A 25,420-nucleotide genomic window follows, 5' to 3' on the forward strand; every position below is an offset into this window, starting at 1 on the left:
ACGCCGTGACCTCGGCTGCTGTCGGCCACCTGGAGACGCCGCGTCCTCCTTTTTGAACCGGTCGTGACCTCGCTCTCTTGGGCTGGCCGTAACCTCGGGCCGGGCTGACCCGGTTGACCAGACGTGCGGTTATCCCCCAAATCCATTTTTTTCGGACTCGTGGCGTTCGGGCTGCCGATCGCGGTCGCCGCCGGCTGGACCCTCGCCGGCCCCGCGAAGCGGCCCAGCGCGGCGAGCCTCCCCAGCGGCGCCGGCGGCATCGGGGCCGCGCCCGAGCGCACCGGCCCCGACGAGCCGATCACCGACGTGCCCTACCGGGCGCGGCCGGACCGTAAGCCGTCGCCGGTGGCGTCCGGCGCGCCGCTGCCCAGCCTCGCCGCGGTCAGCGCCGCCCCCAGCGTCACGCCGTCGGCCGGCCCCGCGCCGACCGGCTCGACCGAGGGCACCCCACTGCCCGAGCTGACGGCACCACCGGTGCCGACCCCGACCGAGGTCACCAGCGAGCCAAGCCCGCCAGCCCCGCCCTCGGCGTCGCCGAGCACCAGCGAGGAGCCCTCCGCCCAGCCCTGATCAACGTGAGCAGCGAGGCGATGTCCCCAGCTCGGCCCGGGCGGGCGATGCCCTAGACGAGTAGGTCCTAACCGTGGTGGTAGGCGTTGAGTGATCGGGTCACGGTGTAGCTCCGGTGGTGCGGTGGTGCCAGAGCTGAGGCGCTGTGGAGTTCGTGGCGGGGCGTCCCGCTATGTGGACACCGCGGTCACATCGTGGATTTTTTGTGAACCTTGGAGAGTTGCGCCCACATACGAGTCTTCTCCTCGGGCGGCATCGCATGTGTTCGCAAGTCGCCCGATCGGTAGATCCCAGCCGCCCTATTTGCGACTTAGGCGTCGATCGCCATGATTGTGACCCCACTTTCGGGGGACTTGACGAGACGCGATGAGCAAACCTGCAGAAGACTCATACGAGCCATAACACTCCAAGGTTCACATTCGGCCGGAACAATCTGCCGGACGAAAGCCTCGTTACATGACAAAGATACTCTCTACAATGGACGCGAGTCTCGCATCGCGGACGGTGGGTCCATGATGTGGGCGCGGGTCTCAGCAGGCGGTCTCCCGTCTCACGGAATGGAAGCGACGCCCGGCCGCGCGCCGATCCCGCCTGTCCAGTGGCCCAGCCGGTCCGACAGATCTCAGGAAATGTCGGATATGCGAGACGGGTGGTGGAAACTGGCGGACGGACGGCGATTAGATCGCTGATCGCCTCCGGCCACTGACGCGGCTTAGAACTTACTCGTCTGGCTCGGCTCGGCGCCCGATGGCTCTGGCTCGGCTCGGCGCCCGATGCGCCTGGCCCGGGCGCCCGGGCGCCCGGGCGGCCGCGTGCGGACACCGCCTAAGCTGCCGGGTCGTGGAGCCGGACACCAAAGAACTCCTGACCGCCCCGAAGAGGTTCCTGCTCGGGGCGAGTCTGCTGCCCCGCGGCCTGGCGCTCGTCTTCGCCAGGCCGAAGCTGCTCGTGCTTGGTCTCATCCCCGCCGTGATCTCGGGCGTCCTCTACCTGACCGGCCTCGTCTTCCTCATCGACTTCATCGCCGACCTGTCGCGTAGCGTCACCTGGTTCGCCGACGGCTGGGCCGAGGGGCTGCGTGATCTCGTGCAGATCCTGGCCGGGGCCGGGATCCTCGGGGTCGCCGTGCTGCTCGGCATCCTCACCTTCACCGCCGTCACCCTCCTCATCGGAGACCCGTTCTACGAGCGGATCTCCGAGCTGGTCGAGGACCGGTACGGCGGCGTCCCCGGCGAGGTCGAGGTCGGCTTCTGGCGGTCGCTGCTGCGCGGGCTCGGCGACTCGATCCGGCTCATCGTGCTGTCCGCGCTGATCGGCATCCCGTTGTTCGTCGCCGGGTTCCTGCCGGTGGTGGGCCAGACCGTGGTGCCGGTGATCGGCGGTGCGGTGGGCGGGTGGCTGCTTGCGGTCGAGCTGACCGGCGTCCCGTTCCAGCGCCGCGGGCAACGCCTCCGGCAGCGCCGCGCGGTGCTGGCCAAGCATCGGGCGCAGGCGCTCGGCTTCGGGGTCGCGGTGTTCTGCGCGTTCCTGATCCCGCTCGGCGCGATCCTGCTGATGCCGGCCGCGATCGCCGGGGCGACGCTGCTGTCCCGTCAGGTGCTGGGCCAGCCGATCACGCAGATTCGCGAACCACTAACTCGGTAGGCAGGATCACCGCGTCGCTCAGCTCGCCGGACCCGTCGATCAGGCCGAGCACCTGCCGGGCCAGCGTGCGGCCGGCGTCGACGATCGGCTGGCGCACGGTGGTCAGCGGCGGCTCGCTGTACCGGCTGATCTCGAAGTCGTCGAATCCGATCACGGCCACGTCGTCCGGCACGCGGCGGCCGGCGTCGCGTAACGCCAGCAACGCGCCGTGCGCCATCATGTCGGACGCCGCGAACACCGCGTCCAGTGCGGGATCGCCGGCCAGCAGCGACTTCATCGCGGCGATCCCGGACTCGCGGGTGAAGTCACCGATCGCCACGTGCTCGGCCAGGCCGGCGTTCGCCAACGTCGAGCGGTACCCGGCCAGCCGATCGATGCCGGCCACCATGTCCTGTGGTCCGGCGATGGTGGCGATCCGGCGGCGGCCGAGGGCGACCAAATGGCGTACGGCGTGCGCGACCCCGCCGAAGTGGTCGACGTCCACATAGGGCACCGTGGTCCCGCCGATCGGGCGGCCGCTGCACACCACCGGGACGCCGAGCCGGACCAGCGCGCCGGGTAACGGATCCGAGCCGTGCACCGAGGCGAACATGACGCCATCCACGTGACCCGCGGCGGCGTACCGCTCGACCCGGTCGTGGCTTTTGGCGGAGCCGGTCATCATCAGCACCAACTGCTTGTCGGCGGCCTCCAGCTCGGCCCCGACCCCGCGGATGATCGCCGGGAAGAACAGGTCGTCGGAGAACACCCGGTTCGCCGTCTCCGGCACGATCAGCGCGACCGACTCGGTCCGTTGCGTGACCAGGCTGCGGGCGGCCTGGTTCGGCACGTAGCCCAGCTCGTCGACGGCCCGGTGGACCGCCTCGCGGATCCCGGCGGCGACCGAGGTGGAACCGTTGACCACGCGGGAGACCGTCGCCCGGGACACGCCGGCGCGCCGGGCCACCGCCTCGAGCGTCGGGCGATCCCGCGTCATCAGGGCATCATGGCAGGCGGGCGATGGGGCGTCGAGGCTTGCCTACCGGCAAAACATCGACGACCATCCGTTCTATGTGGACCATGGTGCGCCGCGCCTTACCCGTCCTTCCGCTGATCATCGCGTCCCTAAGCGTCCCGCTCGCCGCGCCCGCCACGGCCGCGCCGGCCGCAACAAAGACGCCCGCCGCAACAAAGCTGGCCGCCGCGACAAAGACAATCACGCCCGCCGCAACAAAGCCGGCCGCCGCGACAAAGACAATCACGCCCGCCGCGACCAAGCCGGCCGATCCGATCGCCCACGACCCGACCGTCATCAAACAAGGCCGCTATTACTACAGCTTCATCACCGGCGACATCGCCACCCGCACCTACCTGCCGATGAAACGCTCCACCGACCTCGTGCACTGGACCGAGCTCGGCCCCGTGTTCACCGTCGCCCCCGCCTGGATCGTCGACCAACTAGGCATCACACCGGGCGATTTCTGGGCTCCGGACATCAACTATTTCGCCGGCAGCTATCACCTTTATTACGCGGCCTCGTCGTTCGGCACCAACAACTCGGTGATCGGCCTGGCGACCAACGTGACCCTCGACCCGGCAAGTCCGTCCTACCGCTGGGTGGACCACGGAATGGTCTTCCGGTCGAGCATGACGGACAACTTCAACGCCATCGACCCGGACATCTTCCGGGACAAGGACGGCGCGTTCTGGATGTCGTTTGGCTCGTTCTGGGACGGCATCAAGATGCGCCGGCTCGATCCGCACAGCGGTCTACTGTTCACGAAGGACACCACGTTGTATTCGCTGGCCTCCCGGGGCGGCGCGTCCATCGAGGGCCCGTCGATCGTGCGGCACGGCAACTACTACTACCTGTTCGTCAGCCTGGACTATTGCTGCCGCGGCGTGGACAGCGACTATCGGGTCGTGGTCGGCCGCTCCACGACCGTGACCGGCCCGTACGTGGACAGCGCGGGCGTCCCGATGCTGGCCGGCGGCGGCACCGAGGTGCTGCGCGGCTACAACGAGTTCCGCGGTCCGGGCGGCGGCGACGTCTTCGGCGACCGCTACGTGCACCACTACTACGACCGCGACGACAACGGGCTGCCCAAGCTCTCGGTGCGCCCGATCTCGTGGCGGGCCGGCTGGCCGTCGCTCGGCGATCCGCTGTCCGGCAGCCGCGAAGCCGGCCACGGCCCCGCGTGGATGACCCTGGTCAGCCGGGTCGACGGCAGCGTGCTGGCGAACCCGTCCTGCGGCTACGAGGGCGCCGACATCACCCTGGCCGCACCGTCGGCGAGCACCTGCGCCCAGTGGCGCGCGGACGACCGCGGCGACGGCTGGGTGAGCCTGAACAACCGGTTCAGCAACAAGGTCGCCGAGGTGGCCGCGTGCGTCAACGCGGACGGCGCCCGGGCGGCGCAGTGGGGCTGGCTGAACAACAACTGCCAGATGTTCCGATTTACCGAGGCCGAGAACGGCTGGTTGACGATCGAAAGCCGCCTCAACGGACGGGTACTCGCCGGCGCCGGCTGTGCCGGAACAGGCGCGCCGGTCCAGACGCTGACCGCGACCGGCGCCGCGTGCCAGCAGTTCCGTCTCCAGCCGGTCGGCGACGTGCTGCTGACCGACGCGACCGGCCAGCGGGCGCTGGACGCGTGCGGCCGCGACGTCGACTTCCGCAACCCCCGTCCGACCGCCTGCCAGCGGTGGCGTTTCGAGCACGTGGCGGACGGCTACTACCGGGTCGTGAGCCGGAGCGGCCGCGCGCTGCCCGGTCAGTGGCGCATCGACGACGGGCTGATCAGCCGGACCGGCCAGGTCCTGGACGTCCGCCTCGTGACGCCGTGATCGACGCGGGAGACGGGGTCACCCGTCTCCCGCGTCACCGGGTCAGCTCCCGATGCCGTTGCGCTTGATGACGTCCCGGTACCACTTCGCGCTGTCCTTGAGCACCCGCTTCTGGGTCGTGTAGTCGACGTGCACGATCCCGAAGCGCTTCGCGTACCCTTCGGCCCACTCGAAGTTGTCCATCAGCGACCACACGAAGTAACCGCGCAGGTCGACGCCCGCGGCCAGCGCGTCGTGGCAGGCGCGCAGGTGACCGTCGAGGTACTCGATACGCCGGCTGTCGTGCACCGCGCCGTCCGCGGACGGTCCCTCCGGGTACGCGGCGCCGTTCTCCGTGATCATCATGGCGGTGCCGGGGTACTCGCGGTGGATCCGCTGCAGCAGGTGGGTCAGGCCGGCCGGTTCGATGATCCAGTTCATGTCGGTGACCGGGCCGGTCGGCGGGCGGGTCGCGATGCCGTAGCTGCCGGGCTGGTCGAGCATGCCGGGCGAGCCGGGCTTCGCCGAGACGTACGAGGGCTGGTAGAAGTTGATGCCCAGCACGTCCAGCGGCGCGTTGATGGTCGCCAGGTCACCGTCCTGAATGTACGACAAGTCGGTGAACTGGCTCATGTGCTGCAGAATGTCCACCGGGTACTTGCCCTTGAACAGCGGGTCCAGGAAGATCCGGTTGGACAGCCCGTCGAGCAGCCGCACCGCCGCCTGATCGGCCGCGCTGTCCGGGTCGACCGGGAAGACGACCGACGGGTTCAACGTGATGCTGACGTTGCGGGCGCCCGCCGAACGCAGCTCCCGGGCCGCGAGACCGTGCCCGAGCAGCAGGTGGTGCACCGCCGCAAAAGCAAGAGCCGGGTCCTGCTTGCCCGGCGCGTGCCGCCCGCTGCCGTAGCCGAGATACGCCGAGCACCACGGCTCGTTCAGCGTGGTGAACGTGCCGACCCGGTCACCGAGCCGCTGGTGCACAATCTGGGCGTACTCGGCGAAGGCCAGCGCGGTCTCCCGGTTCGCCCAGCCGCCGCGGTCCTCGAGCGTCTGCGGCAGGTCCCAGTGGTAGAGCGTGACCACCGGGTCGATGCCCTTGGCCAGCAGCTCGTCGGTGAGCCGGTCGTAGAAGTCCAGCCCGCGCGCGTTGACCGGGCCGGTGCCGTCCGGCTGGATCCGCGGCCAGGCGATCGAATACCGGTACGACTGCAGACCGAGACCGGCCATCAGGGCCACGTCGTCGGCGTACCGGTGGTAGTGGTCGCACGCCACGTCGCCGGTGTGCCCGGCGAAGACCTTCCCGGGCGTACGGCTGAAGGTGTCCCAGATGGACGGTCCCCGGCCGTCCTCCCGCGCGGCGCCCTCGATCTGATACGCCGCGGTCGCCGTGCCCCAGACAAAGCCGTCGGGGAACTTGATCGAGGCGAGAGCCGGCTGCGCCGACGTGGAGGTAACGGTTGCCGTCATGCGTTCCCCGCTTCCTGCGTGGTTCGACTTAACCGGTTAATCATAGGGTCGATCGCAACCCTCGGATCCCTCGGTAAGACGAATTTAAGCGAGGTCAGCCCGTACGCAACGCCTCGATCAGGCGCGGGTCACCGGTCACCACCAGGCGATCCGCACGCTGCCGGCCCATCAGGCCGAGGAGCAGGTCGCTGGCCGTGCCGGACGCCTCGGCCCGCGGGTGATGGTCGTCGGTGTCCAGAATCGTCCCGATATCGAGCAGAGCCACGCCCTCGCCGCGTAACCGGACGAACCACTCGTACCCCGCGTCGGTGGCCGACAGGTGCACCACGCCGCGCAGATCGGTCGGACCCTTGCGCTTGCCGGCCGGGAGCCACGAGTCGAGCACCTCGTTCACCCCGTCGGTGGCCAGCTTGGTCTCGATCGCGGTGGCGTGACCGGCCGCGGCCTCGGCGTCCCACCGGTGCACCGAGATCTCGTGCGCCATCCGGCGGTGCCAGAAACCGGCAGTCTTGCGCTGCGGTGCCCAGTTCCACGCCGGGAAGTCGGCCTCCAGCGCCTCCAGCGTCTCGATCGTGCCGGTGAGCTCGCGCCGCAGCCCGTCCAGCGCCTCGGCCCACTCCACCTCGGGTGGCGCCGCGAAATCCGTGTCGGCCGGGCGGGTGGTGACCCCGCGCGGCACGCTCTGACGCACCCAGTTGAGCTCGAACGTGAGGTGTCGCACCAGGTCGTTGACCGTCCAGTCCGGGCACGACGGCACCGCGGCGTCCGGGCCGGCCTCGCGCACCGCGTCCTGCAGCGCCGGGCTGTCCGCCCGCAGGGCGGCCATCCAGAAGTCCTTCGTGGCATGCAGCCTGTTCATCGCGCTCTTCTCCGCTCCACCGGACCGCCGATGAGATGACCCATAACTCTCAGCCTAGGGTTGAGGCCGTGCCTGACGTTAGTGCCGCAACGCAACCTGACACCCCTCCGTCGAGTGACGGTCCGCTGTCGGCGTACACGACGCTACGCCTCGGCGGGCCCTCGGGCACGCTGACCGTGGCCACCGAAACCGACCAACTGGTGACTACGGTGCGTAACGGGACGGCCGCCGACCAGCCGGTCCTGGTGCTTGCCGGCGGCAGCAACGTGGTGATCGGTGATGCCGGTTTCCCCGGCTCGGTCGTGCTGATCCGCACCCGCGGCATCAGGGTGGTCGAGACGCATGCCGACAGCGTGGTCGTCCGGGTTGCCGCGGGCGAGGATTGGGACAATTTCGTCGAGTACGCCGTGACGAACGGTTTCTCGGGTGTGGAGTGCCTGTCCGGTGTCCCCGGTTCGGCGGGCGCCACCCCGATTCAGAACGTCGGCGCGTACGGCCAAGAGGTCGCGCACACCGTCGTCGCCGTGCAGGTTTACGACCGGGAGCACGACTCGATCAGGGTCATGCCGCCGACCGATTGCGCCTTCGCGTACCGAAACAGCATTTTTAAGAACAACGACCGCTATGTCGTGCTCGAGGTCGATTTCCGGCTCGCGCGTTCGACCGACTCGGCCCCCATCCGGTACGCCGAACTGGCCCGCACGCTCGGCGTCGAGACGGGCGAGCGGGTGCCGCTGCGCCAGGCCCGCGACACGGTGCTCAAGCTGCGCGCCGGCAAGGGCATGGTGCTCGACCCGGACGACAAGGACACCTGGTCGGTGGGCTCGTTCTTCACCAACCCGGTGGTGTCGCAGGGTGAATGGGACCGGCTCGGCCTGGACGCCCCGCACTGGCCGGCCGGCGACGGCGACGTGAAGATCCCGGCGGCCTGGCTGATCGAGCGCGCGGGCTTCGCGAAGGGGTTCGGCGAGGGGCGCGGGGTCGCGATCTCCGGCAAGCACACTCTCTCCCTGACCAATCGTGGCGCCGGCACCACCGCCGCCCTGCTCGACCTGGCCCGCACGATCCGGGCCGGGGTGCGCGACCGGTTCGGGATCGAGCTGCACCCCGAACCGGTCCTGATCAACTGTTCGCTAGACCGGTAGCCACAGCGCCAGCGCGTTCGGCGGCTCCCAGCCCGGCAGTGACGTGTGGGACTGCCGGCACTGATAGCGCTTGCCGTTGTACGTGACGACCTGCCCGATCACGTACGGGGTGTTGGGCGCCCAGGTGGTGGTGCCGGGTGCCGTGGTCGGTGGCGTCGTCGGCGGTGAGGTGGGCTTGGTCGTCGGTGGCGTGGTCGGCGGGGTGGTCGGCGGCGTGCTGGTCGACCCGGACGTGAACGACTGCATGATCTTGCTGAACTGCCAGGTCGACTGCGATACGCCGGAGCAGTTGTCCAACCCGCCGGTGCCGGGGCATCCGCCGTTGTCCCGCTGCAGCGCCCAGAACGACAGCGATGCGATGCCCTGCGTCTTCGCCCAGTTGGTGACCGTCGTGGCATTCGCCACGGTGAACGTCTCGGCCGGGCCGAAGTCGTCGATGCCGACCATCTCGATGATGCCGACCATCGACCACAGCTGCGCGGTGCTCCGGCCCGGGTACAGCGAGCGGAGCTGGTTGATCAGCCCGTTCGCCGAGGTCTGGGTGTCGGTGGCCATGTTGTGTGAGGCGTTGTCGTAGTAGTCGAAGGTCATCATGTTGACGATGTCGATCCGGGCGTTGTTGGCGACCGCGTTCTGCAGTACCGCCAAGCCGTCCGGCGCCAGCCCGCCGGTCGTGGTCGGCAGCGTGTAGCTGAACTGGACCAGCCGTCCGTTGGCGGCGGCCCAGTCCTCCACCTTCTTGATCGCCTTGTTGCGCCGGTCGATGCCGGCCGTGTTGCTCAGCGAGTTGTCTTCGATGTCCAGGTCGATGCGGGTCACGTCGTAGGTGGTGACGACCTTCTCGAACTGGGCCGCGATCGAGTCGACGTTGGTGCAGCTGTCGGCGATCTCGGTGCCCTGGTTGTCCGCGGCGAACCCGCCGAACGAGGGGATGACGTCGCCGCCCATGTTGCGCATGGTGGCGATGTCCGAGCCGAAGGTGCCGGACGAGATCGGCATCGAGGTGTCGCCGTTGAAGTAGACGGTGCAGGAGCCGCGGCTGGGCGTCTGGACGAAGGCGAGGGTGAGGAACTTGTCGCCGGACTGCGCGGACAGCCCGGACAGGCTGTCGCCGTTGTACGCCTCGAAGTACGGCGCGAACACGTGAGCGGGGATGCGGGAGGTGGTCGCGGCCTGTGCCTGCGGGGTCAGGGACAGCAGACCGGCCACGCCGGTGGCGACCATCGCGGTCGTCGCCAGCGCGGCGAGGGATCGACGCATGATGACCTTCTTCCTGGGGGACGGAAGGTTCTATTAGTTAGGCTAACTAATAGTGTCCCCAGTGAAGAATGTCAATAGATCACTGGTAGCCGAAGACCTCGGTGTAGTACGGGATGCCGTTGTAGCCGTAGACGACGCCGGTCCCGATCGAGCGGGCGTCGCAGTTCAGGATGTTCGCGCGGTGGCTCGGGCTGGCCATCCACGCCTCGATCACCTCGTCCGCGGTCTCGTACCCCCAGGCGATGTTCTCGCCGGACGGCTGCCGGTAGCCGGCGGCGCGCGACCGGGCCACGAACGTCGTGCCGTCGCGCCACACGTGGCTGAAGAACCCGGTTCGGGCCATGTACAGGCTCTGCCGTACGGACGCTTCGGTGAGTTCCCGGTCGACGGCGAGCTGGCCGCAACCATTGCGGTCACGCTGCTGATTGGTGCGGGTGACGACCTCGGACATGAGGCGGCCGGGCGGGACCGCGGTGTCGGCGGCGTTCGGCGGGAGTGGTGGGACATGCACCTCGGCGTTCGCCGGCGTGGTCATGACCATCAGCACGGGAGCGGCCGTGAGCAAGGCGATACGCAGTACCACTTGATCGAGCACGATGCCTCCGGAGTCCGACGGAGAGCCGAACGGCCTCCCTCGGATATCGCATCCCTTTCTCGGGCGTACGTCCCTTTTTTGCCAAAAACCGGACAATAGCGTCAGCGGAAATGTCAATCTTGGGGGATGGCCGGTCGCCGGGCTTTCGTTTTTTCCCGCGAGGCGGGGCAAATAGACCGCTAAAATGTCACTGTCCGTAAATAGACCGTGACATCACGCTATCGTGGCTTTGCGCGGTTGATTCCGTTGCCCCGCGACCGAAAGGTGAGCAAAGCATGAGTCGCCTTCTCGTCGTCGAGGACGATCCGGACATCGCTCTTGCCCTGCGCCTGCTGTTCAGCCGCGCCGGATACGAGGTGGCGCAGGCCGGCGACGGCCGCACCGGTCTCAAGGAGGCGTACGCCGAACACCCCGACCTGGTGGTGCTCGACGTCGGCCTGCCGGAGATGGACGGATGGCAGGTGCTGGAGCGGCTGCGCGACGTCTCGGACGTGCCGGTGCTGGTGCTGACCGCGCACGGCCAGGAGGCGGAGAAGGTACGCGGCCTGCGCGGCGGTGCCGACGACTACCTGACCAAGCCGTTCGCCAACAACGAGCTCCTGGCCCGGGTCGAGGCTCTGCTGCGGCGCTCGTCCAGCGGCCAGAACAGCTGGGCCAGCCAGGTGTACGACGACGGCCTGGTGCACCTCGACCCGACCAAGCGCCGGGTCTACGTCAAGGGCGACGAGAAGCGCCTCACGCCGACCGAGTTCCGGCTGCTCAACGCGCTGGTCCGGCACGCCGGCACGGTGCTCAGCCCGAACCAGCTGCTGACCCAGGCCTGGGACGACCCGACCGGCATCGGGCAGGAGCGCGTGAAGTTCGCGGTGCTGCGCCTGCGCCGCAAGCTCGGCTGGTCCGACCCCGACGAGTCGCCCATCGAATCCGTCCGCGGCTTCGGCTACCGCTACCGCCGTCCGGGCGGAGAGGCCTGAACCTCGGTTCAAGCAGGAGGTAAGCGTGGAAGACCTTGGTGAGATCGTTGGCGAATTCCTCATGGAGAGCCACGAGAACCTGGATCAGATCGACCGCGACCTGGTCTCCCTGGAGCAGGAAACCGATTCCCGCGACCTGATCTCGCGAATCTTCCGGGCCATTCACACCATCAAGGGCACCAGCGGCTTCCTCGCGTTCAGCAGGTTGGAGACGCTCGCGCACGCGGGCGAGTCGCTGCTGTCCAAACTGCGCGACGGGGTCATGCCGGTCACCCCGCAGACGATCACGGTGCTGCTGGCGACCATCGACGGCGTACGGGCGCTGCTGACCACCATCGAGGAGACCGGCAACGAGGGCGACGTCGACGTGGAGAGCGTCATCGCCCAGGTGCACGCGCAGATGAACGTCGGCGAGGCGGCACCGGCGGAAGCGGTGGCCGAGCCCACCGAAGTGGCGGAAGCCCCGGCCGAGCAGCCGGTCTCGCTGGAGGAGACGACGCCGGTCCGCCCGGCGCCCGAACCGGTCGAGAACCAGCGCCGGCCGATCGGCGAGATGCTCGTCGAGGCGGGGGCGGCCCAGCCCTCCGACGTCGGATCCGCGCTGCAGCAACAGATCGAGGGCGACGAGCGCAAACTCGGCACGATCCTGCTGGAGGAGGGCAAGGCCCAGCCGGCCGCGGTGAACGAGGCGTTGCAGCAGCAGACGCCCAAGCGCAGCATCGCGGACAGCGCGATCCGGGTCGACGTTGATCTGCTCGACGCCCTGATGAACCTGGTCGGCGAACTGGTGCTGGCCCGCAACCAGCTGGTCCGCGGCGTGATGGAGATCGGCGACGCGACGCTGGTCCGCAGCGCCCAGCGGCTCGGCATGATCACTAGTGAGCTGCAAGAGGGCATCATGAAGACCCGGATGCAGCCCATCGAGCACATCTGGTCGAAGCTGCCCCGAGTCGTCCGGGACCTGAGCAACTCGCTGAGCAAACAGGTCCAGCTCGTGATGGAGGGCAAGGACACCGAGCTCGACCGCAGCCTGCTGGAAGCGGTCAAGGACCCGCTGACCCACCTGGTGCGCAACGCGGTCGACCACGGCATCGAGGAGCCGGAGACCCGGATCGCGAGCGGCAAGTCGGCCGAGGGCACGCTGACCCTGCGCGCGTACCACGAGGGCGGGCACGTCGCGGTCGAGGTCGCCGACGACGGCGCGGGCCTGAACGTGGACCGCATCGCGCAGAAGGCGGTCGAGAACGGCCTGCTACGCCCCGAGCAGATCCCCAACATGGACAAGCGCGACATCATGGCGATGGTCTTCGCGCCCGGCTTCTCTACCGCCGCCAAGGTCACCAACGTCTCCGGCCGCGGCGTCGGCATGGACGTCGTCAAGACCAACATCGAGAACATCGGCGGCGCGGTCAGCGTCGACTCGACCCCCGGCGAGGGCACGGTCTGGCGGCTCACCATCCCGCTGACCCTCGCGATCATCCAGGCGCTCACCGTCGACTGCGGCGACCAGCGCTACGTGGTTCCGCAGGTCGCGGTGCTCGAACTGGTCTTCATCGACGGCCAGTCCACCAAGATCGAGTACGCCTCCGGAGCGCCCGTCTATCGGCTGCGAGGCAAACTGCTTCCCCTCGTACGCCTCGACCGCGCACTCGGCCTCGACACCGGCGCCGACCAGGGCGTCTACATCATGGTGCTGCAGGCCGACGGGCGCCGCTTCGGCCTGATCGTGGATCGCGTCCTGAACACCGAAGAGGTCGTCGTCAAGGCCCTCAACAGCAGATTCAAGGACATCGGCCTGTACGCGGGTGCCACCATCCTGGGCGACGGAAAGGTCGGCCTGATCCTGGACGTGTCCTCGCTCGCCCGTCGTAGTCACCTGGCGGCCGACGCCGAGCGGCAGAACATGGAGGCCTCGCTGCGGGCGTCCGCGGGCGGTGGCAGCGGCGAGCGGCTGCTGGTCACCGCGGTCGGCGAGCGCCGGGTCGCGATCCCGCTGGACACCGTCACCCGGCTCGAGGAGTTCCCGCGCGACCGCATCGAGCACGCCGGGTCCCGCGAGGTGGTGCAGTACCGCGGCCAGATCCTGCCGTTGGTGCGGTTGTCGCACCTGCTCGGCGCGTACGGGGAAGAGCCTGAGGGAGACACCGTCTCGGTGGTGGTCTACAGCGAGGGCGGGCGCAGCGTGGCGCTGGTGGTCGACCGGATCGTCGACATCGCCGAGAACTCGACGACCGCGCGCCGCGACGCCGAGGAGGACGGCCTGGTCGGCACCGCCGTGATCCAGCAACGGGTGACCGAGCTGCTGGACGTGCGCCGCGCCATCCTCGCCGCCGACCCGAACTTCTACAGCGACCTGGAGAGCGACGAGATATTGGTGGAGGCCTGAGATGGCGAGCCGGCAGTTCGCCACGTTCGAGGTGGCCGATCAACTCTTCGGAGTCGAGGTGCACACGGTGCAGGAGGTGCTCTCGTACAACGAGTACACCCCGGTGCCGCTCGCGCCGCCCGCCGTCGGTGGCCTGTTCAACCTGCGCGGCCAGGTGATCGCCGCGGTCGACCTGCGGGTCCAGCTCGGACTGGCCCGGCAGGCACTGCAGGGTCCGGTGATGAACGTGATCCTGCGCGGCAACGGTGAGCCGGTCAGCCTGCTGGTCGACAAGATCGGCGAGGTGGTCGACCTGGACGACGACACGTTCGAGCCGCCGCCGGACACGCTCAGCGGCCCGACCCGGGAACTGGTGGTCGGCACCTTCAAGCTGGACGGCCGGCTGATGCTGGCGCTCGACGTCAACCAGGCCGTCGACACGTACCGCGCCACCACCTGATGTACAGCCTCGTCAGCGCGCCGGTGCTCGGCTTCGACCTGACCCGCCTGTCCGGTGGGTCGGCCACCGCCGAGGTGTTCCTGCGAGCCCTGCGACTGCAGACCGCGGACCTGCCGGTGCTGGCCGAGCGGCTGCCGGACGAGGGTGTCCGCGGGCCGCTCTGGGTCGAGGTGGAGAGCGCCGCCCGCAAGATGCCCTCGCTCAAGGGCGTCTCGCAGGACGATCCGTCCGGCAACCTGGCGCTGGTCGAGCGGGCCCCGATCGGCTCGGTCGACGCGCTGCTCACCTGCCTGCGCTACGACGTCATGTCGTGGACCTGGCAGGGCGACGGCCGCGACGCGGAACAGAGCGAGACCGCGGCGTCGGCGACCGCGCTGCTCTGCGACGCCGCGGTGGCCAGCTATCTGCGCGAGGTGCTGGACTCGGACACCCGCCGGCAACTGGGCGCGGGCTGGGTCTCGGCCATGCGCAAGCTCCCGGTCGGCGCGCCCATCGACCTCGGGCCGCACCACTACGCGGTCTCCGCGCTGCTGGACCGGTTGCGGTCGCTACGGCGGATGGACCTGGCCCGGCTGGTCACCTCGTCCGACGACGCACGCCGCAACGCCGGCGGCTGGTCACCGGCGGTGCATTCCGCCTCGTGGGCCGCGTATCTCTCGGATCGGGTCCGGACCGCGGCGGCGGCGCAGATGCTGTTGGTACAGGCCGTGGACACGGCCGCGATTCCGCTGCCCGTCCGGGCCGGCGGCGTGTGGAACATGCTCAGCGGTGCGGTGCAGGCGCTGGTGGTGCGTGACCTTCTGGACACCGCCACGGCGCATCGGCTCCTCTCACCGGTGGTCGCGGCACTCGGCCCGGCGTGGCTCGGGTGAAGGGGGTTTTACCGATGATCTCCGTCCTCGTGGTCGACGATTCCGTGGTGGTCCGCCGGCTCATCGTCGACGCGCTCGGCCAAGCCGAGAACATCGAGGTCGTCGGCACGGCGTCGAACGGTCTGCTGGCCCAGGCCAAGATCGATCAGCTCAAGCCCGACGTGATCACGATGGACATCGAGATGCCGCAGATGGACGGCATCGAGGCGGTCCGCGAGTTACGCAAGCGGCACAAGCAGATCCCCGTGATCATGTTCAGCACGCTGTCCGCGTCCGGCGCGTCCGCCACTTTGGAGGCTCTGTCCGCGGGCGCCACCGACTACGTCACGAAGCCCAGCAACGTCGGGTCGATCCAGGAGTCGATCGCCGCGGTCCGGGAACAGCTGGTGCCGAAGATCCACGCGCTCGGCGGTCCGCGGCGCCAGGCCGGTCCGGTGTCGCGCCCGCCCGCCCGTCCGGCCGCGCCGGTGCGCCCGGCCGGTGCCACCGGTCCCACCAGCCCCGCCGGTCCCACCGCCCGCGCCGGTTCGGCCGCGCCGGCCGCCGGACGGCCCGCGGCGCCACCGGCCCGCCCGGCAGCCCGGCGCTCGCCCGCCGGCGGGCGGGTCGACATTCTCGCCATCGGCTCCTCCACCGGCGGGCCGGACGCCCTCACCAAGGTGCTCACCGCAGTGCCCGCCGACCTCGGCGTGCCGATCGTGATCACCCAGCACATGCCGCCGGTGTTCACCAAGATGTTCGCCGAGCGGCTGGACCGCAGCACGCCGCTGCACGTCGTCGAGGCCGCCGACGGGATGGAGCTGACCGCCGGTTGGGCGTACATCGCACCCGGCGACCAGCATCTGATCTTTCACCGGCGGGGGACCGCGACGCTGACCCAGCTCAGTGGGGCGCCGCCGGAGAACTCCTGCCGCCCGGCCGTGGACGTCATGTTCCGGTCGGTGGCGAGCCTCTGGGGTGGGTCGGCGCACGCGACCATCCTCACCGGAATGGGACAGGACGGACGGAATGGTGCGAAGGTGATGAGGGACGCGGGCGCCGAGATCCTGGCGCAGGACGAGGCCACCTCGGTGGTCTGGGGCATGCCCGGCGCCGTCGTGGGCGCCGGTCTGGCCGACGAGGTGCTGCCCCTTGACCGGATCGCGGCCTTCCTGGTCGGCCGCGTGAAGTCGGGCCGGTCCGCGGCGGTGACCCGATGACGCTGTCGCAAGCCGAGTTCAACTACGTCTCCCAGATGGTCCGCCGGGAGGCCTCGATCGTCCTGGCCCCGGGCAAGGAGTACCTGGTCGAGGCCCGGCTCATCCCGGTGGCCCGCTCGGTCGGCGCGGCCGGCGTCGCGGAGTTCCTGGCCGACCTGCAGCGGCGGCCCAACCCCGCGCACCAACGCAAGATCATCGACGCGCTGACCACCAACGAGACCTCGTGGTTCCGCGATCGCGAGCCGTTCACGGCGCTGAACGAGGTGGTCCTGCCCGAACTGATCAAGTCCCGGGCCACCACCCGGAAGGTGAGGGTGTGGTCGGCGGCCAGCTCCAGCGGTCAGGAGGCGTACAGCTTGGCCATCACCCTGCAGGAGGCGCTCCCGCCGGGCTGGAACTACGACATCATGGGCACCGACATCTCCACCGAGATGGTCAAGCGCGCGGAGACCGCCGAGTACAGCCAGGTCGAGGTGAACCGTGGTCTGCCCGCGGCCCAGCTGGTGCAGTATTTCGAACGGGCCGGCGCGCACTGGCGGATCACCCCGGCACTGCGCCGCAACGTCTCGTTCCGCCTGATGAACCTGACCGCGCCGCTGCCCGTGATGCAGCCGTTCGACGTGATCTTCCTGCGCAACGTCCTGATCTATTTCGACGTCGCCACCAAGCGCACGGTGCTGCAGAACGTGGCCAAGCTGCTGCGGCCCGACGGGTGGCTCTTCCTGGGAGCCGCCGAGACCACGATCGGCATCGACGACAACTACGAGCGGCTGGCCGCCGGCCGCACGTCCGCTTACCGAGTCCGTACCGGGGTGCCGGCCGGCGCCGCGAGAAGGGGATAGGCCGCGATGCGAGCCATGGTGATCGACGATTCCCGCGCGATGCGCATGATCCTCAAACGCATCGTCGAGAAGCTCAACTTCGAGGCGGTGGAGGCCGGCGACGGACGCGAGGCGCTGGACCGGCTCGAGGAGATGTCCGAGGTGCCGGAGCTGGCCCTCATCGACTGGAACATGCCCAACATGAACGGGCTCGAGTTCGTCACGCACGTCCGGGCCGACCCCCGGCTGCGGGAGATGACGCTGGTCATGGTCACCACCGAGAGCGAACAGAGCCAGATCGTCCGAGCGCTCGCCGCGGGCGCCCACGAGTACGTGATCAAGCCCTTCACCGAGGGCGCGATGATCGAAAAGCTGGCCCTGCTGGGCCTCGTCCCGACCGGAGTGAACTCATGAGCGTCGAAGTCGAGGTCAACGAGAACGACCTCGCCGAGATGGTGGAGCAGGTCTGGTCGTCGTACCTGGATCCGGAGGGCCTCAACCCGCTGATCCCGACGTACGACCAGAATCAGCCCTCCGAGGTGCATTCCTCGGTCTCCATCACCGGATCCTGGACCGGGCACGTCGTGTACGCGTCGTCCACCCTCGCGGCCAACCGGGCCGCCGCCGCCTTCCTCGCCATGGAAGTGGACGAGGTCTCGGTCGACGACATGTCGGACGTGCTCGGCGAACTAGCCAACATCATCGGCGGCAACGTCAAGGCCATGCTGCCGCCGGGCGCCCTCCTCTCGCTGCCCCAGGTCGTCCTGGCCCCGGAGAACACCACGATCTACCCGACCGCCGTACGGATCAGCGGGGTCTACGGCATCTGGGACGGCGAGCCGGTCTCCATCTCCATGTGGCACAGCCGGTCCGACAACAAGGAGGTTGACGAATGAAGATCCTCATCGCCGATGACAGCCGGGTGATGCGCCAGATCGTGGTCCGCACGCTGCGCCAGGCCGGGTTCGGCGACCACGAGCTGATCGAGGCCAGCAACGGGCGCGAGGCCTTCGAGCTGACCACGTCGGAGAACCCGGACCTGGTGCTCTCCGACTGGAACATGCCGGAGATGACCGGCATCGAGGTCCTGCGTCAGCTTCGCGCGGCCGGTAACGACATCAAATTCGGATTCGTCACGTCCGAGTGCACCCCGGAGATGATGCAGGCGGCCGAGGCCGCCGGCTCACTCTTTTTCATCGTCAAGCCTTTCTCCGCTGAGCGATTCGATGAGGTCTTCGCTCCAATTCTGGGATGATTAAGACATGTCCGACGTATCGGTACTTCCTGGCACCCTGGCCGTACGCAACCTCTTCGAGGATCTGCTCGGCCGGGAGGTGACCGTCAGTCCCGGCGATCCGCTCTCCGCGGACGAGGTGAACACTTCGACGGTCGCCATCTTCACCGACACCGCACAGCAGATCTTCGCCGTTCTCGGCCTGGACCTGATCCTCTCGGCGAACGCCGGGGCGGCTCTCGGCCTGCTGCCGGCCGGAGCGGCGGAGGACAGCATCGACGAGAAGAAGCTCAACGCGAATCTCGCCGAGAACGTCTTCGAGCTGTGCAACGTGCTGACCAGCCTGCTGAACAAGGAGGGCGGCCCGCACGTCAAGCTGAACCACGTGGTCTACCCCGGCGAGCCGCTGCCCACCGACGCCCGGGCACACCTGATGGCCCTCGGCCGGCGGGCCGACCTGTCGGTCGAGATCAACCGGTATGGAAAGGGAAAGTTCAGCCTTTCTCTCGCACCGTGAGACAACGAGTCCGTTCGGCGCGGGCCCGCCCTCTTCGGGGCGGGCCCGCGCTTTTTCCGCCACTAAGCAAAATCGCAACCTGGTCGAACCTTAAGGAGAGCACCGAAGGACAGGAGAGTGTGATGACCGCACCGACCCCGGGCATCTCCGGAACGACCGGCGCCAATGCCGCCGCAGCCGCCGGGGCCGCCGCGCCGGCGAAGAAGCTCGCGGAAGCGTCGAAGGACTTCGGGGACAAGGACACCTTTCTGAAGCTCCTGGTCGCTCAGCTCAAATACCAGGACCCGAGCAAGCCCGCCGACTCGACCCAGTTCCTCGCTCAGACGGCGCAGTTCACTCAGGTCGAGAAGCTCGGCGACATCGCCGACATGCTCAAATCCCAGCGCATGGTCTCGGCCGCGTCACTGGTCGGCCAGAACGTCACATACATGGACGAGATGGGAGCGCGGCAGACCGGGACCATTTCGGCCGCCAAGCTCAACGGGGACAGCGAACCGATGCTGCGCATCGGGAACTCGGACGTGCTGCTGTCCAAGGTCATGGAAATCCAGGCAGCCGGGTCCGGCGCACCGGTCGCTGCAAATCCGGCGGCCGCGCAGGTCGCTGCGAACCCGGCGGCCGCGCAGGTGGCTGCGAACCAAGCGGCCGCAGCCGCCGCTGCGAACCCAGCTGCCGCACCGGGCGCCGCGAAGCCGCCGGCCGCGAACTCGGGCGGCGCCGGGCCGACGTCCAGTGGCTCGGCCACCGGCGCCTGATCCGCATTCCTCTCACCGCGAAGGACCTCTCATGCTGCGCTCGCTCTACTCAGGCATCAGCGGCCTGCACGCCCACCAGCAGATGATGGACGTAACCGGAAATAACATCGCAAACGTCAACACCGTGGGATATAAGGCCAGTACTGTCCAATTTCAGGACACGCTGAGTCAGATGCTCGGTGCCGCCGGTGCTCCGCAGAACGGACAGGGCGGGACGAACCCGGCGCAGGTCGGCCTCGGTGTCAAGAACAGCGGGATCATCTCCAACTTCGCCCAGGGCTCGCAGCAGACCACCGGGCGCTCCGGCGACATGATGATCCAGGGCGACGGCTTCTTCATCACGCGCAGCGGCAACGAGATGATGTATACGCGGGCCGGGTCGTTCACCTTCGACGCGAACGGCCTGCTGGTCAGCGCGAGCGGCGAGCCGGTGCAGGGGTGGACCGCCAAGGACGGTGTCGTCAACGCGAGCGCCAAGCCGGACGACATCCGGATGCCGCTGGGCAGCACGATCGAGCCCAAGGCGACCGAGAAGATCACCCTCAAGGGCAACCTGAGCAGCGACGACATCCCGGACGGGAACCTGCCCAAGAACAGCGGCCTCGACTACAAGACCACGATCCCGGTCAAGGTGTACGACGCCCAGGGCGCGACCCACACGGTCGTGGCCGAGTTCGCGCGGACCGCCAACGACAACGCCACGCCGTCCAGCTCGACCTGGGACGTCAAGCTGATCGACGAGAAGGGGAACGACATCTCCGGCGCCACCGGGCAGCTCGCGTTCGACGCCGGCAAGGCCACCGCCGCGTCGGCCCCCGACGGGATCATGGACATCGGCGGCTACAAGGTCGATGTAGCGGACATAACGTCATATTCCGGACTTACTGACGCCCGGGTGTTCGACACCGACGGGCAGGCGGCCGGCGCGCTGACCTCACTGTCCTACAGCGTCTCGGACACCGGCCAGATCCTCGGTGTCTACAGCAACGGGCGTAAAGAGGTGCTGGGTCAGGTCGCGATGGCCACCTTCAAGAACCCCGTCGGCCTGGAACGGGTCGGCGACTCCGGCTTCCGGGCCTCGGTCAACTCCGGCTACGCCCAGGTGGGCGTCCCCGGCAGCGCCGGCATGGGCTCGGTGGTCAGCGGCGCGCTGGAGATGTCGAACGTCGACCTCGCCCAGGAGTTCACCAACCTGGTCATCGCCCAGCGCGGCTTCCAGGCGAACTCCCGCATCATCACGACCTCCGACGAACTGCTCCAGGAGCTCGTCAGCATGAAGCGCTAGTAGTACCAGCAGACCGGCCGGCGGCCGGGGCGAGGCACCGCAGGGTGCCCGTCCCGGCCGTCTTCGTATGAGGCGGGGCCTGCACCCGTAAGGCGACCGGATGGATCTCATCGGCAACCGACCCCCCGCCGAACAACCTTGTGTAAGCGGGCCACGGACGGCCCACCCAGCCAGGACACACCGACACCCAAGGATGGATGCAAGTGATCCTCGTAACCCGCATCAACGGTGCCGTGTTCGCCCTGAACCCGGACCTGATCGAGCGCGCCGACTGCACGCCCGACACGGTCATCACGCTGGTCGACGGGACAAAGTACGTCATCGCCGAGTCCGTGCCCGAGTTCATCGATTCAGTACGGCACTACCGCGCCTCGCTGATCTCGCAAGCGAGTCGCCTTGAGGCCGAGCCAACCTCCAACGCCCGGTTGTCGGACGACAGCCACGACGCCAAGGTGCTCCCGCTGCACCGGAAGGAAAGCTGATGGATATCTCAACCATCGTCGGTGTAGTTGCCGGCCTCGTCATCATCTTCACCGTTCAGATCCTCGAAGGCGGTTCGCCCGCCTCCATCATCCTGATCCCCTCGATGCTGCTGGTGTTCGGCGGCGCGTTCATGGCCGGTATGGCCGGCGGCGTGCTGAAGGACTCGACCGGAGCCGTCACCCAACTGAAGAAGGCGTTCCTGGCCAAGGTCACGCCGCCCACCAAGCTGGTGGACGACGTGGTGAAGCTGGCCGAGCAGGCCCGCCGCGAGGGTCTGCTGGCCCTCGAGGACGCGGTCAAGACGGTCGAGCACCCGTTCCTGAAGCGCGGCCTGCAGCTGGCGATCGACGGCACCGACCCGGATGAGCTGCACGACATCCTGCACGCCGAGATCGCCGCCAAGAAGAAGGCCGACAAGGCCGGCGCGAAGCTCTTCGAGAACATGGGCGGCTACGCCCCGACCATCGGCATCATCGGCACGGTCATGGGCCTCGTGCACGTGCTCGAGAACCTGAACAAGCCGGAGACGCTCGGTCACTCGATCTCCGCCGCGTTCGTCGCGACCCTCTGGGGCGTGCTCAGCGCCAACGTCATCTGGCTGCCCGTCGCCGCCCGTCTCACCCGGCTCAGCGCCGTCGAGGCGGAGGAGATGGAACTGGTCGTCGACGGTGTCCTCGCCATCCAGGCCGGCTCGAACCCGCGCCTCGTTGCTCAGAAGCTCCGCAGCCTCCTCCCGCCGGACGAGGCCAAGAAGGCCGAGACGGCCGCTACCACTAAGAAGGCGGCATAACCGATGAGCGCAGGCGGGGGCAAGCGCAAAAAGCAGCATGAGGAGCACGAGGAGCACGTCAACCACGAGCGCTGGCTCGTGTCGTACGCCGACATGCTGACCCTGTTGTTCGTACTGTTCGTGGTTCTGTTCTCGATGTCCGACGTCAACATGAAGAAGTTCGCCCAGCTGGCCAACGGTCTGTCCGAGGGGTTCGGTGCGCAGAGCGCCGCGTTCCAGGGCAAGCAGGCCGTGCTGGAGGGCTCCGGCACCAACACCCAGATCGTGCAGATCGACCCGGGTGCCAGCAAGGGGGACGGTAAGGCCGGCACTTCGGACATGACCGCCAAGGAGATCCAGGCGGTACAGAACGCGCTCGTGGCGCAGAGTCGTGCCAAGGGCCAGGCGGACGCTCAGGCGGCCGCCAAGGAAGCCGAAGACATGAAGAAGGTCGAGAACAAGATCTCCGACGCTCTCGCCAAGGAGAAGATGATCGGCTCGGTCAAGTTCACGATCGACAAGCGTGGTCTCGTGGTCACCGTGGTGACCAACGAGGTGGTTTTCGCCGGCAACCGGGCCGATCTCCAGCCCGGTGGCGAGAAGATCCTCGACGCGATCGCACCGACCCTGGCGAAGCTGCCGAACAACATCGAGGTTGACGGCAACACCAACCAGTTGAAGGCCAAGACCACGTTCTACCCGAGCGGCTGGGAGCTGTCCGCGGCGCGGGCCTCGTCCACCGTCCGGTACCTGTCCGGACACGGCCTCGCCAAGAACCGGATGAGCGCGGTCGGGTTCTCCGACACCAAGCCGTTGATCGACCCGGCCGACCCGCGGTCGGTCCAGATGAACCGCCGAGTGGACATCGTCGTCCTGACCACGCTCCCGGCCGACCAGGCAGCACTGCTGCCGGCCGCGGCGGGCGCCGACTCGAAGTTGCACACCGGTCAGACCACGGCCGAGGCCGAGGCTGCCCACAGCACCACCGAACCCACTTCCACCACCACCAAGCACGACTGACGAGAGGAGTTGCGATGAGCGACAAGACCGAAGCCGCCGCCACCACCGAGGGCGCGCCGAAGAAGTCCAAGAAGATGCTGATGATCATTGTTATCGCCGCTGTCGTATTCCTCGGCGGTGGTGGGGGAGCGTTCTTCATGCTGAAGGGCGACTCGTCCAAGGCCGAGGCGGCGCCGAAGAAGGGCGTGGTCACCAAGCTCGACGACGCGCTGACGGTCAACCTGGCCGACGGTCACTACCTCAAGCTGAGCTTCTCGCTCCAGCAGACCGCCGACGCCGGCACCGAGAACGTGGACCCCAGCGAGGCCGTGAACCTGGCGATCGACGAGTACACCGGCATGAAGGTCGCCGAGCTCGCCACCGAGAAGGGCCGTGAAGAGGTCAAGACCGACCTGCTCAACAAGATCGTGAAGGCCTACACCGTGGACGGCACCAAAGAGGTCATGGACATCTACTACACGCAGTTCGTGACGCAGTAATACCGAAACGGACGGGCGGGTTCACCAACTGGTGGACCCGCCCGTCCGTGCTTTCGCCGGATTTAAACGGACATAAACGGCGCTCCGGCTCAGCCGTTCCGGAATCGAGCCGATGGGGACGACGTGACCAGTTCGTCCTCCGCGGTCTCGGCCGCACGCTCCCCGGGCAAGATCTCGCGCCGCGGCCAAGGCGGAGATCCGACCACGTACGACTTCCGGCGCCCCATCAAGCTCTCCCGTGAACATGTCCGGACGCTGCAGCTTGCTTTCGAGACGTACGCCCGTAGTTGCGGCACGCTGCTCACCACCCGGCTACGCGCGATCAGCAACGTGGGCGTGGCGTCGATCGAGCAGCTGAACTACGACGAGTACGTCGCCTCGCTCGCCAATCCCACGGTCCTCGCCGTGGTGACCCTCGACCCGCTCCCGGGCACGGTCCTGGTGGAGATGTCGATGTCGGCGGCCATGACCGCTATCGATCACATGCTCGGCGGCCCGGGCGGACCCCAGCCGGAGCGTCCGCTGACCGAGGTCGAGATGCCCCTGCTGCGCGGCCTGCTGGAGCGGATGCTGGGCGAGCTGCGCTACGGCTTCGAGCAGCTGGTCGCCCTCTCGCCCAAGCTCAAGGACATCGAGTACAACGCGCAGTTCCTGCGCGCGCACGCGCCCGGCGACGCCTGCGTGATCGCCACCTTCGACGTCAAGATCGGCGCGGAAGAAACCTCGCACACGATCTGCCTGCCGTTCACCACGATCCTGCCGGTGCTGGAGAAGACCGAGACGGTCGTTCTCAGCGACGCCGAGCGGGCCAGCAAGGATCTGGCGCTGCGCAACCTCACGATCGGACTTTCCGCGGCTCCGATCGACGTCGCGGTCCGATTCCAGCCCATCCGGATGCGTACCGATGACATCGTGGACCTACGTCCCGGAGACGTCGTGCCGCTCGGGCATCCGACCAGCCGGCCACTCGAGGTGATCGTCAACGAGACCGTTTTCGCCCATGCAGTTCCCGGTAATCAGGGGGCGCGGCTCGCGTGCCTCGTGGTGCCGGCCCCCAAGGAGCCCACTGCCAAGGAGTCTGGCCGCTCATGACCGCGCCCACCATCACCGCTCCGCAGCTCGCCCTCGCCCGGACCGCCGCCGAGGCCGCCCTGGCCGTCCTGCCGACCAGTCGGCCACTCGCGGCCGGTGACCCGATCAGCGCCACCCCTGATGTCCTGACCGAGGGACAAGCGGTCACCGCCCGATTCAGCGGCGCGGCGGCCGGGGAGGTCGTCGTGGTGGTCGGCCAGGATCTCGCGGACGCGCTCAAGGAGAGTCCGATCGGCGAGCTGGACCTGACCGCCGCGGTCCGCCCGGCGCTGGAGGCCGCGGCGCGCGCGTTCGGGCCGGTCGTGCTCGACCCCGGCACGGTCATGGAACCCGGTGTCGCGTTGAGCGCGCTCGCCGCCAAGGACGACTCGGTGGCGGTGCCGCTGGTCGAGGGCGCGGAGGTCCGCGCGGTGCTGGCGCTCGCGCTGAGCCCGTGGCCGACCGAGAACCCGTCCGGGGCGGCCGGCGTGGCCCGGCGCGAACCGCAGGTCTCGCTGCGCGGCGGGCTGGACATGCTGCACGACGTCGAGATGGAGGTGTCGGCCGAGCTCGGGCGCACCCGGATGGCCGTACGGGAGCTTCTGACGTTGAATCCCGGCGCGATCGTCGAGCTCGACCGGGCCGCCGGCAGCCCCGCCGACCTGCTTGTCAACGGCCGGCTGATCGCGCGGGGCGAGGTGGTCGTGATCGACGAGAACTTCGGCATCCGGATCACCGAGATCGTCTCCCCGGCCGTCGAGGGGTAAG

The 25,420-nt window shown here is 68.4% G+C and carries 27 protein-coding genes; 22 read left to right on the forward strand and 5 right to left on the reverse strand.

Features of this window, described 5'->3' with window-relative positions; genetic code table 11:
- Positions 1-159 precede the first annotated feature (159 nt).
- Together HH310_RS02975 and HH310_RS02980 are read left to right on the forward strand one after the other, a co-directional pair.
- Positions 160-570 carry a hypothetical protein gene (locus tag HH310_RS02975; protein WP_169173832.1) on the forward strand — a complete coding sequence of 137 codons (411 nt, stop codon included), beginning with the start codon at positions 160-162 and terminating at the stop codon, positions 568-570.
- Positions 571-1,410: 840 nt separating this feature from the next.
- Positions 1,411-2,214 (forward strand): EI24 domain-containing protein, encoded by an 804-nt coding sequence (locus tag HH310_RS02980; RefSeq protein ID WP_312033790.1) that lies wholly within the window; start codon positions 1,411-1,413, stop codon positions 2,212-2,214.
- Here HH310_RS02980 and HH310_RS02985 read toward each other — a convergent pair.
- Positions 2,183-3,193: a LacI family DNA-binding transcriptional regulator gene (locus HH310_RS02985; RefSeq protein ID WP_169174309.1), complete on the reverse strand. Its 1,011-nt coding sequence runs from the start codon at positions 3,191-3,193 to the stop codon at positions 2,183-2,185. The genes HH310_RS02980 and HH310_RS02985 overlap by 32 nt on opposite strands.
- Before the next feature lie 71 nt (positions 3,194-3,264).
- On the opposite strand from HH310_RS02985, the gene HH310_RS02990 reads away from it, so the two are divergent.
- Positions 3,265-5,040, forward strand: coding sequence for a family 43 glycosylhydrolase (locus HH310_RS02990; protein ID WP_169173834.1), 1,776 nt, complete (start codon positions 3,265-3,267; stop codon positions 5,038-5,040).
- 42 nt (positions 5,041-5,082) lie between these two features.
- On the opposite strand, the gene HH310_RS02995 is transcribed toward HH310_RS02990, so the two are convergent.
- Complete coding sequence (locus tag HH310_RS02995) at positions 5,083-6,489, reverse strand: GH1 family beta-glucosidase (RefSeq protein ID WP_169173835.1); 1,407 nt, start codon at positions 6,487-6,489, stop codon at positions 5,083-5,085.
- A gap of 94 nt (positions 6,490-6,583) precedes the next feature.
- Positions 6,584-7,348: a maleylpyruvate isomerase family mycothiol-dependent enzyme gene (locus HH310_RS03000; RefSeq protein WP_169173836.1), complete on the reverse strand. Its 765-nt coding sequence runs from the start codon at positions 7,346-7,348 to the stop codon at positions 6,584-6,586.
- Between the two features lie 35 nt (positions 7,349-7,383).
- On the opposite strand from HH310_RS03000, the gene HH310_RS03005 reads away from it, so the two are divergent.
- Complete coding sequence (locus HH310_RS03005; RefSeq protein WP_169173837.1) at positions 7,384-8,493, forward strand: UDP-N-acetylmuramate dehydrogenase; 1,110 nt, start codon at positions 7,384-7,386, stop codon at positions 8,491-8,493.
- Here the strand turns inward: HH310_RS03005 and HH310_RS03010 are convergent.
- Together HH310_RS03010 and HH310_RS03015 are read right to left on the reverse strand one after the other, a co-directional pair.
- Positions 8,482-9,753, reverse strand: a complete 1,272-nt coding sequence (locus HH310_RS03010) for a carbohydrate-binding protein (protein WP_211191688.1) — start codon at positions 9,751-9,753, stop codon at positions 8,482-8,484. The two genes, HH310_RS03005 and HH310_RS03010, sit on opposite strands and share 12 nt — an antisense overlap.
- Positions 9,754-9,832: 79 nt before the next feature.
- On the reverse strand, positions 9,833-10,348 hold the full coding sequence (locus HH310_RS03015; RefSeq protein WP_312033791.1) for a CAP domain-containing protein: 516 nt from the start codon (positions 10,346-10,348) through the stop codon (positions 9,833-9,835).
- A gap of 275 nt (positions 10,349-10,623) precedes the next feature.
- Here HH310_RS03015 and HH310_RS03020 point away from each other — a divergent pair, with 275 nt between their 5' ends.
- The 18 genes from HH310_RS03020 to fliN all read left to right on the forward strand — a co-directional run bounded on the left by HH310_RS03020 (position 10,624) and on the right by fliN (position 25,419).
- Positions 10,624-11,322, forward strand: coding sequence for a response regulator transcription factor (locus HH310_RS03020; protein WP_169173838.1), 699 nt, complete (start codon positions 10,624-10,626; stop codon positions 11,320-11,322).
- Between the two features lie 25 nt (positions 11,323-11,347).
- Entirely contained in the window at positions 11,348-13,708 is a 2,361-nt protein-coding gene (locus HH310_RS03025; RefSeq protein WP_169173839.1) for a chemotaxis protein CheW, read from the forward strand.
- 1 nt (position 13,709) lies between these two features.
- Entirely contained in the window at positions 13,710-14,147 is a 438-nt protein-coding gene (locus HH310_RS03030; RefSeq protein ID WP_169173840.1) for a chemotaxis protein CheW, read from the forward strand.
- The gene (locus HH310_RS03035; protein ID WP_169173841.1) at positions 14,147-15,019 is read left to right on the forward strand and encodes a hypothetical protein; all 873 of its coding nucleotides are present in this window, start codon (positions 14,147-14,149) and stop codon (positions 15,017-15,019) included. The genes HH310_RS03030 and HH310_RS03035 overlap by 1 nt, the downstream gene beginning before the upstream one ends.
- Positions 15,020-15,033: 14 nt before the next feature.
- Positions 15,034-16,218 (forward strand): chemotaxis response regulator protein-glutamate methylesterase, encoded by a 1,185-nt coding sequence (locus tag HH310_RS03040; protein ID WP_169173842.1) that lies wholly within the window; start codon positions 15,034-15,036, stop codon positions 16,216-16,218.
- Positions 16,215-17,060, forward strand: a complete 846-nt coding sequence (locus tag HH310_RS03045) for a protein-glutamate O-methyltransferase CheR (RefSeq protein WP_169173843.1) — start codon at positions 16,215-16,217, stop codon at positions 17,058-17,060. The genes HH310_RS03040 and HH310_RS03045 overlap by 4 nt, the downstream gene beginning before the upstream one ends.
- A 6-nt stretch (positions 17,061-17,066) precedes the next feature.
- The gene (locus tag HH310_RS03050) at positions 17,067-17,453 is read left to right on the forward strand and encodes a response regulator (RefSeq protein ID WP_169173844.1); all 387 of its coding nucleotides are present in this window, start codon (positions 17,067-17,069) and stop codon (positions 17,451-17,453) included.
- Positions 17,450-17,935: a chemotaxis protein CheX gene (locus HH310_RS03055; RefSeq protein WP_169173845.1), complete on the forward strand. Its 486-nt coding sequence runs from the start codon at positions 17,450-17,452 to the stop codon at positions 17,933-17,935. The genes HH310_RS03050 and HH310_RS03055 overlap by 4 nt, the downstream gene beginning before the upstream one ends.
- The gene (locus HH310_RS03060; protein WP_169173846.1) at positions 17,932-18,294 is read left to right on the forward strand and encodes a response regulator; all 363 of its coding nucleotides are present in this window, start codon (positions 17,932-17,934) and stop codon (positions 18,292-18,294) included. The genes HH310_RS03055 and HH310_RS03060 overlap by 4 nt, the downstream gene beginning before the upstream one ends.
- A gap of 7 nt (positions 18,295-18,301) precedes the next feature.
- Positions 18,302-18,790 (forward strand): hypothetical protein, encoded by a 489-nt coding sequence (locus HH310_RS03065; protein ID WP_169173847.1) that lies wholly within the window; start codon positions 18,302-18,304, stop codon positions 18,788-18,790.
- Between the two features lie 122 nt (positions 18,791-18,912).
- Positions 18,913-19,545, forward strand: a complete 633-nt coding sequence (locus HH310_RS03070; protein ID WP_169173848.1) for a flagellar hook assembly protein FlgD — start codon at positions 18,913-18,915, stop codon at positions 19,543-19,545.
- Positions 19,546-19,576: 31 nt separating this feature from the next.
- Positions 19,577-20,830: a flagellar hook protein FlgE gene (locus HH310_RS03075; protein ID WP_169173849.1), complete on the forward strand. Its 1,254-nt coding sequence runs from the start codon at positions 19,577-19,579 to the stop codon at positions 20,828-20,830.
- Between the two features lie 203 nt (positions 20,831-21,033).
- Complete coding sequence (locus HH310_RS03080) at positions 21,034-21,312, forward strand: flagellar FlbD family protein (protein ID WP_169173850.1); 279 nt, start codon at positions 21,034-21,036, stop codon at positions 21,310-21,312.
- Positions 21,312-22,103 (forward strand): flagellar motor protein, encoded by a 792-nt coding sequence (locus tag HH310_RS03085; RefSeq protein WP_169173851.1) that lies wholly within the window; start codon positions 21,312-21,314, stop codon positions 22,101-22,103. The genes HH310_RS03080 and HH310_RS03085 overlap by 1 nt, the downstream gene beginning before the upstream one ends.
- 3 nt (positions 22,104-22,106) lie before the next feature.
- Positions 22,107-23,102 carry a flagellar motor protein MotB gene (locus HH310_RS03090; protein ID WP_169173852.1) on the forward strand — a complete coding sequence of 332 codons (996 nt, stop codon included), beginning with the start codon at positions 22,107-22,109 and terminating at the stop codon, positions 23,100-23,102.
- Positions 23,103-23,116: 14 nt separating this feature from the next.
- On the forward strand, positions 23,117-23,581 hold the full coding sequence (gene fliL, locus HH310_RS03095; RefSeq protein ID WP_169173853.1) for a flagellar basal body-associated protein FliL: 465 nt from the start codon (positions 23,117-23,119) through the stop codon (positions 23,579-23,581).
- A gap of 123 nt (positions 23,582-23,704) precedes the next feature.
- Positions 23,705-24,673, forward strand: coding sequence for a flagellar motor switch protein FliM (locus HH310_RS45200; protein ID WP_169173854.1), 969 nt, complete (start codon positions 23,705-23,707; stop codon positions 24,671-24,673).
- The gene (gene fliN, locus HH310_RS03105; RefSeq protein ID WP_169173855.1) at positions 24,670-25,419 is read left to right on the forward strand and encodes a flagellar motor switch protein FliN; all 750 of its coding nucleotides are present in this window, start codon (positions 24,670-24,672) and stop codon (positions 25,417-25,419) included. Before HH310_RS45200 ends, fliN begins: the two co-directional genes overlap by 4 nt.
- Position 25,420: the final 1 nt, after the last annotated feature.

It is taken from the genome of Actinoplanes sp. TBRC 11911, assembly GCF_012933445.1.
GTDB lineage: Bacteria > Actinomycetota > Actinomycetes > Mycobacteriales > Micromonosporaceae > Actinoplanes.

Coding starts and splice junctions, on each gene's coding strand:
- HH310_RS02990 (WP_169173834.1), top strand. CDS start 3,265: ATGTGGACCATGGTGCGCCGCGCCTTACCCGTCCTTCCGCTGATCATC.
- HH310_RS02995 (WP_169173835.1), bottom strand. CDS start 6,489: ATGACGGCAACCGTTACCTCCACGTCGGCGCAGCCGGCTCTCGCCTCG.
- HH310_RS03000 (WP_169173836.1), bottom strand. CDS start 7,348: ATGAACAGGCTGCATGCCACGAAGGACTTCTGGATGGCCGCCCTGCGG.
- HH310_RS03005 (WP_169173837.1), top strand. CDS start 7,384: ATGACCCATAACTCTCAGCCTAGGGTTGAGGCCGTGCCTGACGTTAGT.
- HH310_RS03010 (WP_211191688.1), bottom strand. CDS start 9,753: ATGCGTCGATCCCTCGCCGCGCTGGCGACGACCGCGATGGTCGCCACC.
- HH310_RS03020 (WP_169173838.1), top strand. CDS start 10,624: ATGAGTCGCCTTCTCGTCGTCGAGGACGATCCGGACATCGCTCTTGCC.
- HH310_RS03030 (WP_169173840.1), top strand. CDS start 13,710: ATGGCGAGCCGGCAGTTCGCCACGTTCGAGGTGGCCGATCAACTCTTC.
- HH310_RS03035 (WP_169173841.1), top strand. CDS start 14,147: ATGTACAGCCTCGTCAGCGCGCCGGTGCTCGGCTTCGACCTGACCCGC.
- HH310_RS03040 (WP_169173842.1), top strand. CDS start 15,034: ATGATCTCCGTCCTCGTGGTCGACGATTCCGTGGTGGTCCGCCGGCTC.
- HH310_RS03045 (WP_169173843.1), top strand. CDS start 16,215: ATGACGCTGTCGCAAGCCGAGTTCAACTACGTCTCCCAGATGGTCCGC.
- HH310_RS03050 (WP_169173844.1), top strand. CDS start 17,067: ATGCGAGCCATGGTGATCGACGATTCCCGCGCGATGCGCATGATCCTC.
- HH310_RS03055 (WP_169173845.1), top strand. CDS start 17,450: ATGAGCGTCGAAGTCGAGGTCAACGAGAACGACCTCGCCGAGATGGTG.
- HH310_RS03060 (WP_169173846.1), top strand. CDS start 17,932: ATGAAGATCCTCATCGCCGATGACAGCCGGGTGATGCGCCAGATCGTG.
- HH310_RS03065 (WP_169173847.1), top strand. CDS start 18,302: ATGTCCGACGTATCGGTACTTCCTGGCACCCTGGCCGTACGCAACCTC.
- HH310_RS03070 (WP_169173848.1), top strand. CDS start 18,913: ATGACCGCACCGACCCCGGGCATCTCCGGAACGACCGGCGCCAATGCC.
- HH310_RS03075 (WP_169173849.1), top strand. CDS start 19,577: ATGCTGCGCTCGCTCTACTCAGGCATCAGCGGCCTGCACGCCCACCAG.
- HH310_RS03085 (WP_169173851.1), top strand. CDS start 21,312: ATGGATATCTCAACCATCGTCGGTGTAGTTGCCGGCCTCGTCATCATC.
- HH310_RS03090 (WP_169173852.1), top strand. CDS start 22,107: ATGAGCGCAGGCGGGGGCAAGCGCAAAAAGCAGCATGAGGAGCACGAG.
- fliL (WP_169173853.1), top strand. CDS start 23,117: ATGAGCGACAAGACCGAAGCCGCCGCCACCACCGAGGGCGCGCCGAAG.
- fliN (WP_169173855.1), top strand. CDS start 24,670: ATGACCGCGCCCACCATCACCGCTCCGCAGCTCGCCCTCGCCCGGACC.